13 protein-coding genes are annotated in these 14510 nt (G+C 60.5%); 6 read left to right on the top strand and 7 right to left on the bottom strand.

The features are described from left to right. Positions 1 to 87: 87 nt before the first annotated feature. The gene (locus ACMVPR_RS12630; RefSeq protein WP_416883173.1) at positions 88 to 1086 is read left to right on the top strand and encodes a hypothetical protein; all 999 of its coding nucleotides are present in this window, start codon (positions 88 to 90) and stop codon (positions 1084 to 1086) included. A 6-nt stretch (positions 1087 to 1092) separates the two neighbouring features. On the opposite strand, the gene ACMVPR_RS12625 is transcribed toward ACMVPR_RS12630, so the two are convergent. Continuing rightward, a complete protein-coding gene (locus ACMVPR_RS12625; protein ID WP_292266015.1) occupies positions 1093 to 1287 on the bottom strand; it encodes a SlyX family protein in 195 nt (64 codons plus the stop codon). A 180-nt stretch (positions 1288 to 1467) separates the two neighbouring features. Here ACMVPR_RS12625 and hisS point away from each other — a divergent pair, with 180 nt between their 5' ends. From hisS to hisG, 3 genes are read left to right on the top strand one after another with little or no spacing between them, the layout of a single operon-like run. After that, positions 1468 to 2952: a histidine--tRNA ligase gene (gene hisS, locus ACMVPR_RS12620; RefSeq protein WP_416883172.1), complete on the top strand. Its 1485-nt coding sequence runs from the start codon at positions 1468 to 1470 to the stop codon at positions 2950 to 2952. After that, positions 2952 to 4049 (top strand): ATP phosphoribosyltransferase regulatory subunit, encoded by a 1098-nt coding sequence (locus ACMVPR_RS12615; RefSeq protein ID WP_416883171.1) that lies wholly within the window; start codon positions 2952 to 2954, stop codon positions 4047 to 4049. Before hisS ends, ACMVPR_RS12615 begins: the two co-directional genes overlap by 1 nt. Beyond that, positions 4046 to 4738 carry an ATP phosphoribosyltransferase gene (hisG, locus tag ACMVPR_RS12610; RefSeq protein WP_416883170.1) on the top strand — a complete coding sequence of 231 codons (693 nt, stop codon included), beginning with the start codon at positions 4046 to 4048 and terminating at the stop codon, positions 4736 to 4738. The genes ACMVPR_RS12615 and hisG overlap by 4 nt, the downstream gene beginning before the upstream one ends. Positions 4739 to 4791: 53 nt before the next feature. Here hisG and ACMVPR_RS12605 read toward each other — a convergent pair whose 3' ends face one another. The 5 genes from ACMVPR_RS12605 to ACMVPR_RS12585 all read right to left on the bottom strand — a co-directional run bounded on the left by ACMVPR_RS12605 (position 4792) and on the right by ACMVPR_RS12585 (position 8184). Then, positions 4792 to 6111 (bottom strand): ABC1 kinase family protein, encoded by a 1320-nt coding sequence (locus tag ACMVPR_RS12605; protein ID WP_416883169.1) that lies wholly within the window; start codon positions 6109 to 6111, stop codon positions 4792 to 4794. Between the two features lie 81 nt (positions 6112 to 6192). Then, positions 6193 to 7059, bottom strand: coding sequence for a glutathione-dependent disulfide-bond oxidoreductase (gene yghU, locus ACMVPR_RS12600; RefSeq protein WP_416883168.1), 867 nt, complete (start codon positions 7057 to 7059; stop codon positions 6193 to 6195). 94 nt (positions 7060 to 7153) lie between these two features. Continuing rightward, a complete protein-coding gene (locus tag ACMVPR_RS12595) occupies positions 7154 to 7585 on the bottom strand; it encodes a DUF1489 family protein (RefSeq protein WP_300585910.1) in 432 nt (143 codons plus the stop codon). Between the two features lie 69 nt (positions 7586 to 7654). Further along, positions 7655 to 7873, bottom strand: a complete 219-nt coding sequence (locus ACMVPR_RS12590; protein ID WP_300585912.1) for a hypothetical protein — start codon at positions 7871 to 7873, stop codon at positions 7655 to 7657. A gap of 104 nt (positions 7874 to 7977) precedes the next feature. Next, positions 7978 to 8184, bottom strand: a complete 207-nt coding sequence (locus ACMVPR_RS12585) for a cold-shock protein (RefSeq protein ID WP_292265974.1) — start codon at positions 8182 to 8184, stop codon at positions 7978 to 7980. Between the two features lie 334 nt (positions 8185 to 8518). On the opposite strand from ACMVPR_RS12585, the gene ACMVPR_RS12580 reads away from it, so the two are divergent. Continuing rightward, a complete protein-coding gene (locus ACMVPR_RS12580; RefSeq protein ID WP_416883167.1) occupies positions 8519 to 10810 on the top strand; it encodes an adenosylcobalamin-dependent ribonucleoside-diphosphate reductase in 2292 nt (763 codons plus the stop codon). Positions 10811 to 10962: 152 nt separating this feature from the next. Here the strand turns inward: ACMVPR_RS12580 and ACMVPR_RS12575 are convergent, their stop codons facing one another. Continuing rightward, the gene (locus tag ACMVPR_RS12575; protein ID WP_416883166.1) at positions 10963 to 12798 is read right to left on the bottom strand and encodes a TniQ family protein; all 1836 of its coding nucleotides are present in this window, start codon (positions 12796 to 12798) and stop codon (positions 10963 to 10965) included. A gap of 201 nt (positions 12799 to 12999) precedes the next feature. Between ACMVPR_RS12575 and ACMVPR_RS12570 the strand changes: the two genes are divergently transcribed. Then, positions 13000 to 14385: an IS1182 family transposase gene (locus ACMVPR_RS12570; protein ID WP_416881569.1), complete on the top strand. Its 1386-nt coding sequence runs from the start codon at positions 13000 to 13002 to the stop codon at positions 14383 to 14385. Positions 14386 to 14510: the final 125 nt, after the last annotated feature.

Below are 14510 nucleotides of genomic sequence, written 5' to 3'. Positions count from 1 at the left end.
CCCGCCCGAAGCGGAATGTTGCCTGTGCCCTGCTGGACGGGGCGGGGCCGCCTCGCTAGGGTGCCGCATCGGAGTTTGGGGGGACTGATGATCCGACTTGTTGCGATCGTGATCGTGAGCGGCTTGCTGGCCGGATGCGCCAGTGACCCTTTGCGCGATGTGCCGCGCCTGTCCGATACCGATGTCAGTGACAGTGAAATTCAGGCCGCACTGCGCGGTGAGCCTGACATCGTGCCCGAAGAGCCTGTCGCATCTGCCGAGCCAGAACGGCGTAGTCTTTTCGGACGTCTGTTCCGGGGCACCGCCGAGGACGCGCAATCGGTGGAACTCTGGGCCGAGGACATGTCCGAAGCAGCGCCTGTAGTGTCAGAAGACGCAACCGAGCCGGAGCTCGCCGAAACGACCGAGCCTGCGAACGAACCTGCGCCAATCGCCACGGCTGCCGCGCCGCGCCGCGGGCTTCTGGGTTTTCTGAGCCGTGCAGCGCAAGAGGCGCGGACCGAGGACGGTGTTCAGCTGGCCGCTGTGCCGCCCCAAACCCAAACCGACGCGACACCCGCCGCGCCCGCGCGAGGCCCGAACCCCGGCGCACCGGATTACATGATCGTGCCGGCCGGAACCGTGCTGCCCTACGGGACGTTGGCGCGGGTCTGTGATGTCGCGACACGCGATCTGGGAACACGGGTCGAACGCTATCCGGAGTCAGGGGCGGTCTACGCGCTCTACGATTCGCAGCCGGGCACCATAACACCGCACACCTTCTACCTGACCGGGTTCGACGATGGCTGCGCGCGTCAGTTCACAGCGGCGCTTGCACTTTTCGGCAGCCCCGAAACACATGAACAGCTGCGCTATGGCTTGCCGTCCAAGGTGCAGCCCTATTCATCGACCGATGCCGCCTATGAAACCCTGAAGTCGCAGGTGTGCCGTGTCGCAAAGAACAAACCCTGCGGGTCATCCATGTCTCGCCTCGCGCGCAACACGGCCTTTGTCAGCGTTTACGAGACTTTTGGATCGAACCCGGAGTGGAAGACGATCCTACTCCATGACGGTGAAGTTGTCGAAACGGACATCCGCGGCAACTGAGCCGCGCTAGTAATGCGGCGGGCGTTCATCGCCCAACACCACGCCACCCGTACCTTCGGCTTCGCGTTCAGCCTCGCGCATCATCAGCATTTCAACCCGTGCGGTCAGGCGGTCGATCTCCTTGGCCTGTGCGGCCACGGTGTCGGACAGGTCGTCGGTGATGCGCAACAGGTGCGCAATGCGTTCTTCAAGGGTGGTGATATCCATGGGTGTGACATGCGCATGGCTTGCGACAAAGGCAAGAGGGGAGTGACGCGGATCTCGGTCGTTTTACTCATTTGTCAAAGAGGTTGGGCATACGGCACGCAGCACCTCTGCTTGCCCCCTCCGGTTCCAGCGTTTAGAGGAAGCGCGACACCCCAGCCCAGACGGGAATTGACCATGGCCAAAGAGCAAAAAGCCCCCAAGCCCAAGGCGCAGACGCCCAAGGGCTTCCGCGACTATTTCGGCACCGAGGTGACCGAACGCGCCGAGATGTTGGCGCAGATCGCCGGGGTTTACCATCGCTATGGCTTCGACGCTTTGGAAAGCTCGGCGGTCGAGACGGTCGAGGCGCTGGGCAAGTTTCTTCCCGACGTGGACCGCCCCAATGAAGGCGTGTTCGCGTGGCAGGAGGACGAGGATGGCGACAAGGGTGACTGGCTGGCGCTGCGCTATGATCTGACCGCACCTCTGGCGCGGGTCTATGCGCAGCACCGCAACGACCTGCCGCTGCCCTATCGACGCTATGCGATGGGTCCGGTCTGGCGGAATGAGAAGCCGGGGCCGGGGCGGTATCGCCAGTTTTATCAATGCGATGCGGATACGGTTGGGTCGGCGTCGGTTGCGGCGGATGCCGAGATTTGCGCTATGCTGGCGGATACGCTTGAGGTCGTTGGCATTCCGCGTGGGGACTACATTGTTCGGGTGAACAACCGGAAGGTTCTGAACGGCGTCCTGGAGGCGATGGGGCTGTCGGATGATGCCCAACGCGACGCGGTTCTTCGCACCGTCGACAAGTTCGACAAGGTGGGTGAGTCCGGTGTGCGCGAGTTGTTGGGCAAGGGCCGGCTGGATGCCTCGGGTGCCTATATCGACGGTGTGGGTCTGAGCGATACGCAGGCCGAGCCTGTTATCGCGTTCTTAACCTCCAAAGGCGAAACTGCTGCTCAGACGATTGAGAATCTGAAGGCGGCGGTTGGTGACAGCGCGATTGGGGCAGATGGTGTGGCAGAGCTTGAGCAGATCGCTGATCTGCTGGCTGCTGGCGGCTATGGGCCGGACCGGATCGTCATTGACCCGTCGGTGGTGCGCGGACTTGGATATTACACTGGCCCGGTGTTCGAGGCCGAGCTTACCTTTGAAATCCTTGATGAAAAGGGCCGCAAACGACAGTTCGGGTCGGTCGCGGGCGGCGGACGGTATGACGATCTGGTCAAGCGCTTTATCGGCCAGCCGGTCCCCGCCACGGGGGTCAGCATCGGTGTGGATCGCCTGTTGGCCGCGTTGCGCGAAAAAGGCCGGATCGGTAGCCAGAGCGTTGGACCAGTTGTGGTCACCGTCATGGATCGCGACCGGATGGGCGATTATCAGGCGATGGTGGCGGAACTGCGCAGCGCGGGTATCCGGGCCGAGGTCTATCTGGGCAATCCCAAGAATTTCGGCAACCAGCTGAAATACGCGGACAAGCGCAATTCGCCCGTGGCCGTGATCGAAGGTGGGGACGAAAAGGCCAATGGCGTGGTGCAGATCAAGGATCTGATCTTGGGTGCCAAGATAGCGGAAAGCGCGAGCCTTGAGGAATGGCAGGACCGCCCGAACCAGTTCGAAGTGCCGCGTGATCAGCTTGTGTCCAAGGTGCGCGAGATCCTCGAAAGCTATTCCTGATGGCGCAAGACATCCCCTACAAGTCTCGCGTAAGGATTGAGGCCGAGGCCATTTGCGACGACTTCGTTGCAGACGGTGCCGCGCGGTTCGAGACGGATATCCTGCTGCCCGCTGAAGTCCTGCTGGACCTTTATGGAGAGGACATCCGCGCACGGGCCTATGTGACGACCGACCCGGAACGCGGCGAGATGATGCTGCGCCCGGATTTCACCGTGCCGGTGGTCCAGTACCATATGGACGGTGACGGGTTTCCCGCGAGCTATACCTATTTCGGCGAGGTGTTCCGCAAGCAGGAAGACCACCCCGACCGGCGCAGCGAATACATGCAGGTGGGCTACGAAGAATTCGGCGGTGCCAATGCTGCTGCGGCGGATGCCAAGGTGTTCGGGAAGTTCTCAGACGCTTTGGCCCCGTTGGGCCTGCGCGCGGCGACCGGGGATATTGGCATACTGATCGCGATGGTCGAAGGTTTGGACACCACCGAAGACCGGCGCACGGCGTTGATGCGGCATATCTGGCGGCCCGCGCGGTTCACTGCTCTGGTCAAGCGCTTTGCGGGACTGACCCCGGTGCCGCCATCGCGCGCGGCCTTACTGGCAACGGATGCGGCTTTGCCCGAGGCAGAGGTCATGATCGGCCTGCGCAGCGACCGCGAGATTGCAAGCCGCATCGCTGCGCTTCGCGCGGATGCGGCAGAACCACCGATGTCAGCCGAGATCGTCGATCTTATTGCGGCCGTGCTGTCGGTGTCCGAAACCTGCCCGAACGCGTTGGAACACCTGCGCGACATCGCGGTCGACATGCCCGGATTGCTGCCCGCGCTCGACCGCTTCGAGGCACGCTGCGATGCCATGGCCAAATGCGGCATCGACGTAGATGCGCTGCCGTTCGAGGCATCTTATGGCCGTACGTCGATGGAATATTATGACGGTTTCGTCTTCGGTTTCTATTCTGAAGCGCGACCTGACCTTCCCCCTGTTGCGACCGGCGGGCGCTATGACGCGCTGACCCGAAGGCTGGGGCAGGGGCGCGAAATCCCGGCGGTGGGCGGCGTGATCCGGCCCGATCTGGTGGTCGAGCTTGGGGGGCTGCGATGACGATCAAACTGGGTGTGCCGTCCAAAGGGCGGCTTATGGAAAAGACCTTTGACTGGTTCGGCGCACGGGGCGTGACCCTGTCGCGGACCGGATCGGAGCGCGAATATGCTGGTACGGTGGGCGGGGTCGATGGTGTTGATCTGGTGCTGCTTTCGGCGGGGGAAATTCCGCGCGAACTGGCAGCGGGCCGCATTCACCTTGGGGTGACGGGGAACGATCTCATTCAGGAAAAGCTGGTGCAATGGGACCAGAAAGTCGAACCGCTGGCACCGCTGGGCTTCGGTCATGCGAACCTGATCGTGGCGGTTCCGCAATGCTGGGTCGATGTGGATACGCTCGACGATCTGGATGGCGCGGCGGCGGCGTTCCGCGCCCGACACGGATTTCGGATGCGGATCGCGACCAAGTATCACCGGTTGGTGCGCGATTACCTGCGCCGCGGCGGCGTGGCGGATTACCAGCTGGTGGACAGCCAAGGCGCGACTGAAGGCACGGTCAAGAACCTGACGGCTGAGGCGATTGCCGACATCACCACGACCGGGGAGACGTTGCGGGCGAACCACCTGAAGATCCTTGATGAACCGCCTGTTCTGGAAAGCCAGGCGACGTTGTTCCGCAGTCGTGTGGCTGAAAAAACGGATGTGGATCGGGACGTGCTTCGCGCGTTGATCGACCGATTGGGAGTGTAGCGCGGGGCAATCCGTTGACGGATTGCGCAAACGCGTCGGCGCGTTTGGGTGCTTTACGAATAGCGTTGGAAGAGGTCGCGCAAATTTACGTGTGCGCGAAGGCGGGTGGCTAGCAGGAACAGCCCCGCAGCCTTGCGCTGCAGGTAAAGCACTTCGGTTGGCGGGATGTGCTGGATCGACCGATCGCGGCCAAGCTCCATACCGCGGTCGCGCAATTCGGCCACAAGGGACGTGTCTGCAAAGTCGAACCCTTCTGGGTGCAGCATTGGGGCGTTGGCCATCTCGACCATGCTGAGGATTTCGGCGCGAGTTCTCTCGGGCAGGACGTCTGACAGCAGACCAAGGGCGCGCAAGGCATCAGCTATGCCGGACAGGTCATTCTCCAATGATGGCCGGAGAACCGCGCGAGACCGTGCCACGAGGTCTGGAGAGAGCCTCCGCGTCGCGCCGAAATCCAGCAGGACGAGCTTTCCGGTTTCGGGCTGCCAGCGGAAATTTGCGAAGTTGGGGTCGGACTGGACGAGGTGAAAGTCGAACACCTCGCGCATCATCAGGGCGATCAGCCGTTCCGCCATACGGTTGCGGGTGGCCTGATCGGCGTCTTCCAACGTGTCGATTGGGTCGGAGGGGATGAACTCCATCGCGAGGATGTCGCGGGTGGAAAGGTCATCGTGGTATGTCGGGACGATGAAATCGGGATCGTCTTTCAGCAGGTCGCCAAACTGGCGCAGGCTTCGCGCTTCAGCTTCGTAGTCGGCTTCTTCGTGCAATTGCTGGCGCGCATCCTCGAGAAAGGGCGCGAGGTCCAGACCTTTGGGCATCATACCTGACAGGCGCATCAGGCTGGCAAGGTTGCGCAGGTCGCTGTCGATGCTGTCGCGGATGCCGGGGTATTGCACCTTGATCGCCAGATCGCGCCCGTCATGGGTTTGCGCGCGATGGACCTGCCCGATGGAGGCGGCAGCGATGGGTCGGACGTCGAACTTTTTGAACCGTTTGGTAAAATCTGCGCCCCAGGCCTTGGTCAGCACCTGTTTGAGCTGAGCGGGAGGCATGAAATGGGCCTGCGCTTGCAGCGGGCGCAGCATGGCGGCCAATTCGGGGGTCAGAAGATCGCCCGCTTCGAGAGACAGGAGTTGGCCCATCTTCATCGCAGCACCGCGCATCTGCGACAGTTCCCGCGTCAGGCGCTGGGCGTTTGACGGGGTGAGGAACATGTCGCGTGGCGAGGGCTTGCGGCCCTGAAACAGCGAACGTGCCCCTGCTGCGGCGGCCGACGTCAGAAGACCCCCAGCCAACCCGCCCATGCGCGCGGCACGGGCAGCGCGTCCGGTTGGAACGGCGCGGCTGCGGGGATCGGCTTCGTCTTTCATGGGGGGGAGGTAACACCCCGGTGGTTCGGGGCAATGGGCGCCCGCGCCAAATTTGCAGTCTGGCGCGCGCGGAGCCGTCGGTTACCCGGCGGCTTCGATCTTGTCTTGCGTCTTGGTGTCGAAATCCGACGCATCATGGCGTTCGCGCAGCTGCTCGCTGGGTTCCCCGGTTGCCCGATTCACCATACGCCCGCGCTTGACGGCAGGCCGTGCGTCGATGGCTTTGGCCCAGCGGAGGACGTTCGTGTAGCTGGTGACATCCAGGAACTCGGCGGCGTTGTAGAGCCGTCCGAGAACCAGCCCGCCATACCACGGCCAGATCGCCATGTCGGCGATGGTGTAATCGGGGCCGCTGATGAAGTCGCGGTCGGCCAGTTGCCGGTCGAGCACGTCAAGCTGACGCTTGCTTTCCATCGCGAAGCGGTTGATCGGGTATTCCATCGGCTCCGGCGCGTAGGCGTAGAAATGGCCGAACCCGCCGCCCAGATAGGGCGCGCTGCCCATCTGCCAGAAGAGCCAGCTCAGCATTTCGGCGCGGTTTTCTTTTGGCCCGAGGAAGGCGTCGAATTTCTCGGCCAAGTGCATCAGGATCGCAGCTGACTCGAACACGCGCACAGGTGTGTCACCGGAGCGGTCCATAAGTGCAGGGATCTTGGAGTTGGGGTTGATGTCGACAAAGCCCGATCCGAACTGATCGCCATCACCGATCTTGATCAGCCATGCATCGTATTCGGCGTCTGCATGACCCGCGGCCAGCAGTTCTTCGAACATGATGGTGACTTTTTGGCCGTTCGGGGTTGCAAGGCTGTAGAGTTGAAACGGATGTTTGCCGACCGGCAGGTCCTTGTCATGTGTCGCGCCCGCGATGGGGCGGTTGGTGCTGGCGAATTTGCCGCCGTTTTCCTTGTCCCAAATCCAGACCTTGGGGGGCGTATAGCTGTCGGTCATGTTGGATGTCCTGATCACTGGTTGTTTGGGGCAAACCTAGGGGGTGTGCTGCGGAACTGCCAGTGCAAGTGCGCAGATCAGATGTGCACTTGGGTCAGAGCACACCGATTTCAGCTAGCGCGCCGGCGAGTTCGGGGGGCAGGGTGTCGTCGTTCAAGCGTGACTTGCCCAGATCGGGCGGCGCGTCTTCGGGTTTGAGGTAGCGCCAGCCTTGAAAGGGGCGCTTGGGGGCCGTTGCCGTGCGGATCAGTTCCGGGTCGAGGACGATGCCACAGCGGCGGATGCCGTCATCGCCGATGATCTCTTCCAGACCGATGATCCTTTGACGGGCTTGCAGCAGACCCTTGATGACCCAGTAGATCGAGCCGCCGTTGAGCAACTCGGTCTCGCGTTTGGGCCACATGCGGGTGACGTGATAATACTGGCCGTTCGCCCGCTGTTTGGAGCGGTTCTGTTGCCAATCCTCGATCTGCTCGACGCTTTCGGAGCCGACCGAGAGTTTGATGAGATGGATGGTGCCTGCCATTGTTTTCGCCCCCGTTTCACCAGATCATAGCTGCGGCGGGGGCGGGTTCAACCCGCGAGCGACACGCGGTCAGACAGGTTTTTTACGGGCGCGCGTCTTGGGCTTTGGGTCATCCGGCGTTGCCGCTTCGCGCTCAAGGCGGGTCTTGCGCAGACGCTGGGTTTTCGCCTCGCGCTGCTCGGTCTCGGTGTCCAGCATTTCGCGGACGACGCGGGTGGTCTTGTCCATCACGGTTTCCGCCCGCGTCTGTGTGGCTTTGAAGAGGGTGTCTTTGTTCAGCTTGGCCATCATTCAATCTCCTTGACGGTGGGGGCGGGGATGCGGGGTCGTCAAACGCAAAAACGGGCGCTGTCCAAGGACAACGCCCGCTTTGTAATCAATCGAACCGAGGCTTATGCCAGAGCAAGATTTGTCGCGCTTTCGCGGCCATCACGGCCACTTTCAACGTCGAAGGTCACAGCCTGACCGTCGTCAAGCTGGTGCAGACCTGCGCGCTCGAGCGCGGAGATGTGTACGAAGATGTCCTTCGAACCATGCTCGGGTGCGATAAAGCCAAAGCCTTTTTGGCCGTTGAACCATTTCACGGTGCCATTTGCCATCGTGTTGTCTCCTAGTTTTTCGTCGCCACCCGCAACATGCGGTGGCCCGGCTCAGTGTCGTCGTAGGATCGCCTGAGGCCGTTAGGAAACAGAAGGTCATCGGAAGAATCTTTGCCCGACTGATATGGGGGGCATTGGGCAAGAATACAATGTTTATTCTCGTTATTGGCGAAATGAGCCAAGTTGGGCCACCAATCGCTTAGTGATTTATCCACAGGGTTCTCCACAGTTGGCGCAGGATGTGGTAGGGTGTTGGTCCGCGCAATCTAGACGTTGTGGAATTGTCGATTTTTGCGCTATCTTGTCCGTCTGCCGCCACAGGGGAATCGCCGCCATGTCTCGCTTTACCGCACCGATTGCTGAACAGATCTGGGATATGAAGTACCGCCTGAAAGAGGCGGACGGCACGGCAATTGACGGCTCAGTCGAGGATACGTGGCGCAGGATCGCGCGGTCCTTGGCCGAGGTCGAGGCAGAGCCCGCGGTCTGGGAAGAGCGGTTCTACGGCGCGCTTGAGGATTTCAAATACCTGCCTGCAGGGCGCATCACGGCAGGCGCCGGCACCGCGCGGTCGGTGACCTTGTTCAATTGCTTTGTCATGGGCACGATCCCAGACAGCATGGGCGGCATTTTCGAGATGTTGAAAGAGGCCGCGCTGACGATGCAGCAGGGCGGCGGCATCGGGTATGATTTCAGCACGATCCGGCCCAAAGGGGCAGGGGTCAAAGGTGTGGCGGCGGATGCCTCCGGGCCATTGTCCTTCATGGATGTGTGGGACGCGATGTGCCGCACGATCATGTCCGCCGGGTCGCGTCGCGGTGCGATGATGGCGACAATGCGCTGCGACCACCCGGATATCGAGGACTTCATCGGGGCCAAGGCAGATGCGGCGCGGCTGCGCATGTTCAACCTGTCGGTGCTGGTGACGGATGACTTCATGGCGGCGGTCAAGGCCGATGGGTCGTGGGATCTGGTCTTCGACGGCAAGGTCTATCGCACGGTGCTGGCGCGGGATCTGTGGAACCGGATTATGCGCGCGACCTATGATTATGCAGAACCGGGCGTGATTTTCATCGACCGGATCAATCAGGCCAACAACCTCAGCTATGTCGAAACCATCGCAGCGACAAACCCGTGCGGCGAACAACCCCTGCCGCCTTATGGTGCCTGCCTGCTGGGGTCGATCAACATGGCGCGGCTGGTGACGGACCCGTTCGAGGATGCGGCCGCTTTGGATCTGGACGCGCTGAACGAACTGGTCGCCACAGCCGTGCGGATGATGGACAATGTGGTGGATGCCTCGCGCTTTCCATTGGAGGCACAGCGGGCCGAGGCGCAGGCCAAACGACGCATCGGGTTGGGCGTGACCGGGCTGGCAGATGCGCTGCTGATGCTTGGTCTGCGCTATGGCTCGGACGAGGCGGCGCGCCAGACCGAGCGCTGGTTGCACGCGATTGCCCGCGCCGCGTACCTGGCGTCGGTCGACTTGGCAAAGGAAAAGGGTGCGTTCCCGCTGTTTGATGCCGACAAGTACCTCGCGTCGGGAACCATGCAGATGATGGACGAGGATGTGCGCGAGGCGATCCGCGAACACGGCATCCGCAATGCGCTGCTCACGTCGATTGCGCCGACGGGGACGATCTCGCTCTATGCCGGGAACGTGTCGTCGGGGATTGAGCCGGTCTTTGCCTATGCCTACACGCGCAAGGTCTTGCAGAAGGACGGCACGCGGACCGAGGAAGAGGTGGTCGACTACGCGGTGCAAATGTGGCGCGAGAAGTTCGGCGAGCGGGAGTTGCCCGAGTATTTCGTGAACGCCCAGACGCTGGCCCCGCTGGAACATGTGAAGATGCAGGCTGCGGCGCAAAAATGGGTGGATTCGTCGATCTCGAAGACGATCAATTGCCCGGAGGACATTTCCTTCGAGGCGTTCAAGGACGTCTACATGGAGGCGTTCGAGACCGGCTGTAAGGGCTGCACGACCTACCGCCCGAACGATGTGACGGGGTCGGTTTTGTCTGTGTCGGAGGAGAAGAAGGCGGAGGCGCCGGAGGTGGTGACGTCATCGGATGAAGAACCCCGTCAACCACATGGCGACGTGATCTACATGTCCGAACCGCTTGACCGGCCCAAGGCGCTGGAGGGTGCGACCTACAAGCTGAAATGGCCGGACAGCGAACACGCGATCTACCTGACGATCAACGACATTATCGTCGGTGGGCATCGTCGCCCGTTCGAGGTGTTCATCAACTCCAAGAACATGGAGCATTTCGCCTGGACCGTTGCGCTGACACGGATGATCTCGGCGGTGTTCCGGCGTGGGGGCGATGTGTCCTTCGTGGTCGAGGAACTCAAGGCGGTGTTCGATCCGCGCGGCGGGGCGTGGGTGAACGGCAAGTACATCCCGTCGATCCTTGCCGCCATCGGCGGCGTGATCGAGCAGCACATGGTCGCCATCGGTTTCCTTGCGGGTGAAGGCATGGGGCTGAAATCCGATCCGCAAGCACAGGTCGTCAACCTGCCCGGCGGTCGTGGCAAGGCCTGCCCGAGCTGCGGGCAGTACGACATGCGGATGGTCGAGGGGTGCATGACCTGCGGGTCGTGCGGCCACAGTAAGTGCGGGTGAGGAAGTGGTGGGCCTGATTATCGTCCGACAGAGGGATTACGTCTTTTCGACATAAGACGGGTTTTTGCAGAGGGCTCTGCTGATTGCCAATCCTGAACGAAAGAGGGCGGCGCCGAATGGCACCGCCCTCTTTGTTTCGCTTCTGAGCTGGCTCACTCCGGGAGGGCCTTCTGAACATCGTTCTTCAGAAAAATATTGCCGTAATCCGTATCGCCAGGTTTGAATGGGGCAACCCCTGCATCGCGCAACTTGCTTGAGAGCGATTGCCAGCTTTCCCCTCTGATCCGAGAGAGAATGCGCAACGTGACGAAGCGATCATGGAATGCGGCTGCTTCAGCAGGACCGATATACCGCTGCAAGGCTTTTGTGCGGGGATTGCGCATCTCGATGGTGGCGACATGCCCATCTTTCACCAGCCGTGTCATGTAGGCAGGGTTTCGAAGACCCACGATCCTTGAGAACATCTCCAGCGACATTGCGGATGGCAGGTCTTGAGCCAACACCTGTGCCACTTCGACATGATAAATATGGACTGACTGGTACCCTCGGAACTGAACATTGCGTGCGACATGCTGCAATCGACCGTCCCGAATGGCCATGATGATCTCGGCCGGGCGAAGTTTGAGGCGTTGCGCCGACTTCGCAATCGTTTCCCAGCCATGTTGGGCCTGCTGAATGGAGATTGAACCAGTCAGCAACTCATTAATGAGCTCGCGCCCGTCGAGGGGGTTCCATACGTGTTTCGTGGAGACGTCTGAGATTGCTGGCCGCAGGATTCTATCTTCAACCAACAGGTCGAATTGAGAACGACAGATGTGATTTGCTGCAGCAAATTCTTTGGCTGACAAGTACGTCACCAGCGACTTCAGTATATCTGTTCCTTCACCTGCATCAAACACGGCCCAAGCATCTGGAAGGTCGGCGTCGATCATTCCAGCTGCTTCAAGCAATTTCCGCAGGCGACGGCGATCGACGCCGGTTTCTTCTGCTGCTGATTGCACCGAGTGCAGTTTTCGTTGGGTGACAGGCTCTCCAAGCAGGTCATCCCCAACAGCAAGCGGCCAAGTTTCCATCAGATGCTGTCTGAGAAGTACACGATAGGGCTCGAAGTCGGGATCATGAAGATGTTCCCGGGATAGGCGATCGTACAAGATGGGAAAGACACCCGTTGGCCCAAGCCGCGGCTCTGCAAGGCGATTCAGCTCGTGCAATACATCACGTATCGCTTCAGCACCGTCTCGCGCCACTTCGAAACCCATTTCGTAACATCCCCATTGTGAAGATGCAGGAACATGGGAAGGACTTACGCCATGCAATCTGAGCAGTGCAGTCCCAAGCAATCGACAGAAAACCGCCGCCGCGTGCAACGGATGGTCGTCCAGCCACGTGGGAGTTTGATACCTGCGAGCCAGCCGTTGATCGAACCAGATTTCGAAATCGGATGCTTCGCGCTCTTCACTTTTCAGAACACCATCCGCAACATCATTACTGATCACACGAAACTGTTCGGCAGTGTCGTATCTTTTCGCTGGTGTAACCTCTTTCCAAAGAGGCACCAATTCCAGCTCATGTTTCAGACATACTCCCATATGCTGAATCAGCCAGTGCGTGCGGTACGTCATTGCGCGATGTGGTGCGAGTTCGGAACCATTGATGTCTTCAAGAAGGCAATTTGGGCATCCCCTGACAACAGGGGTCAGCATCGGCCGTATGGGAAACAAATGACCGTTCACAGAACGCTTTGCCGTGCCAACGAGAGTTGGTGTCCACACGTGAAACGCGTCTGGCTGACATCCTGTGAGTGCGACAAGCCTTTGCAAGGCAGGGGCGCTTCCTTTCAGAACCTTGCCAAACGGAACACCGATGTCGCTACCGAAATCGACGGCTGACGTGCCTCCGATTGCTGCCAAACGGGACATCAGTGCAAATGCAGGTTCGCGATCACGCAGGTTCGTGCGCAGGGGGGAGGCGGTGCTACGCTTGGTCATTGGCATTAGGTATGAACCAAACGACGGCCTGTCAAATGAGCGTGCGTCCGACCCAAGCCAACTTTGCAGAGGGACAATCGGGTTTGCAGTTTGTTTCGAACAGCTCGATAGAACAATGGGGGCGTATTCTGTTGAAAAACTCGCCCTTGATCGGAGGGCCGTCGGCTGATTCAATTCCTGTAGGGGATGGGAGGATTGGCGATGATGGGACGGCGGCAGGAGGCGCAACCGGCGCTGTTCTATGAGTTCTCGCTCGAGGATCATGTCCCGCAGAACCACCTGTTGCGGTCTATCGATCGGTTCGTCGATCTGTCAGGGATCCGCAGCTACCTCGCCGATTTCTACAGCCATACCGGGCGGCCGTCGGTCGACCCTGAACTCCTTATCAGGATGCTGCTGGTGGGCTATTGCTTCGGCATCCGGTCGGAGCGCCAACTCTGCGAGGAAGTCCATCTGAACCTGGCATATCGCTGGTTTTGTCGGCTTGATCTGAGTGACCGTGTCCCTGATCATTCGACCTTTTCGAAGAACCGACATGGTCGGTTCCGTGACAGCGAACTGCTACGGCATTTGTTCGAGACGACGGTCTCCCGCTGTATCGATGAGGGCCTGGTCAGCGGCCAGCGCATGGCGGTTGATGCCAGCCTCATTGAGGCGGATGCCAACAAGCAGAACTCGACGCCGAAGGAAGAGTGGGATCCGGCGCAGGTCGATCCGGCCGACGCGCCCCGCGCTGTGCGTGAGTATCTCGCCACCCTGGATGAGGCGGCGTTCGGTGCCGCGAGCGAGGTGCAGCCCAAGTTCACGTCCCATTCCGACCCGGCCAGCCAATGGACGGCCGCCCGCAAGGGCCCGGCATTCTTCAGCTATTCCGACAACTACCTGATCGACACCGACCATGGTGTCATCGTGGACGTTGAGGCCACGCGCTCAATCCGCCAGGCCGAGGTCGGTTCGACCAAGACCATGCTGGAGCGCGTGAAGACCAAGTTCGACCTTCATCCAGAGCGGCTGATCGCGGATACCGCCTATGGTACCGCGCCGATGTTAGGATGGTTGGTTGACCGCAAAATTGCTCCGCACATCCCTGTCTTCGACAAGTCAGGGCGCAATGACGGGACATGGACCCGCGCCGACTTTGAATGGGATGCGAAGAACGACCAATACATTTGCCCTGAGGGCCACGAGCTGAAGCAGTTCCGCCGGAACTACTCCGATCCCAATCGCGGCCCGACCGGCAAGGGCGTCGCCAAATACCGGTGTTTGAAGCACACCTGCCAGGCCTGCCCATCAAAGGCGCGCTGCTGCCCGAACATGGGCTTCCGGTCTATCACCCGCGAGGAACATGAAGATGCTCGGCAGGTCGCCCGCGACATTGCAAAGACCGACCAATACGTGATCTCGATGAAGCTGCGAAAGAAGGTCGAAATGCTCTTCGCCCACCTCAAGCGGATCCTTGGCCTGAACCGACTCCGATTACGTGGACCATGCGGTGCGAATGACGAATTCCTGCTCGCCGCCACCGCCCAGAATCTCCGAAAACTGGCCAAGATCTTTCCTGCACCGCAGAAAATGCGAAAAGCCTGACCAGAAAGGCGCTCGCTCGCTGTGCAGATCACCACTTTCTGCGCCAGCAACACGTTGTTTTTCCACAAAATCGGCGGATTCTGTAATTTCGCCGCTCTGCAGCGAGGAATCTCTGAAGCTGCCGA

Origin of the sequence: Marivita sp. (genome assembly GCF_048006345.1) — a bacterium.
Classification (GTDB): Bacteria; Pseudomonadota; Alphaproteobacteria; order Rhodobacterales; family Rhodobacteraceae; genus Marivita.
This window is presented reverse-complemented; position numbering and strand designations above follow the sequence as displayed.

Coding starts and splice junctions, on each gene's coding strand:
- ACMVPR_RS12585 (WP_292265974.1), bottom strand. CDS start 8,184: ATGGCAAATGGCACCGTGAAATGGTTCAACGGCCAAAAAGGCTTTGGC.
- yghU (WP_416883168.1), bottom strand. CDS start 7,059: ATGACCGACAGCTATACGCCCCCCAAGGTCTGGATTTGGGACAAGGAA.
- ACMVPR_RS12595 (WP_300585910.1), bottom strand. CDS start 7,585: ATGGCAGGCACCATCCATCTCATCAAACTCTCGGTCGGCTCCGAAAGC.
- ACMVPR_RS12605 (WP_416883169.1), bottom strand. CDS start 6,111: ATGAAAGACGAAGCCGATCCCCGCAGCCGCGCCGTTCCAACCGGACGC.
- ACMVPR_RS12615 (WP_416883171.1), top strand. CDS start 2,952: ATGGCGCAAGACATCCCCTACAAGTCTCGCGTAAGGATTGAGGCCGAG.
- ACMVPR_RS12590 (WP_300585912.1), bottom strand. CDS start 7,873: ATGGCCAAGCTGAACAAAGACACCCTCTTCAAAGCCACACAGACGCGG.
- ACMVPR_RS12575 (WP_416883166.1), bottom strand. CDS start 12,798: ATGACCAAGCGTAGCACCGCCTCCCCCCTGCGCACGAACCTGCGTGAT.
- hisG (WP_416883170.1), top strand. CDS start 4,046: ATGACGATCAAACTGGGTGTGCCGTCCAAAGGGCGGCTTATGGAAAAG.
- hisS (WP_416883172.1), top strand. CDS start 1,468: ATGGCCAAAGAGCAAAAAGCCCCCAAGCCCAAGGCGCAGACGCCCAAG.
- ACMVPR_RS12570 (WP_416881569.1), top strand. CDS start 13,000: ATGATGGGACGGCGGCAGGAGGCGCAACCGGCGCTGTTCTATGAGTTC.
- ACMVPR_RS12630 (WP_416883173.1), top strand. CDS start 88: ATGATCCGACTTGTTGCGATCGTGATCGTGAGCGGCTTGCTGGCCGGA.
- ACMVPR_RS12580 (WP_416883167.1), top strand. CDS start 8,519: ATGTCTCGCTTTACCGCACCGATTGCTGAACAGATCTGGGATATGAAG.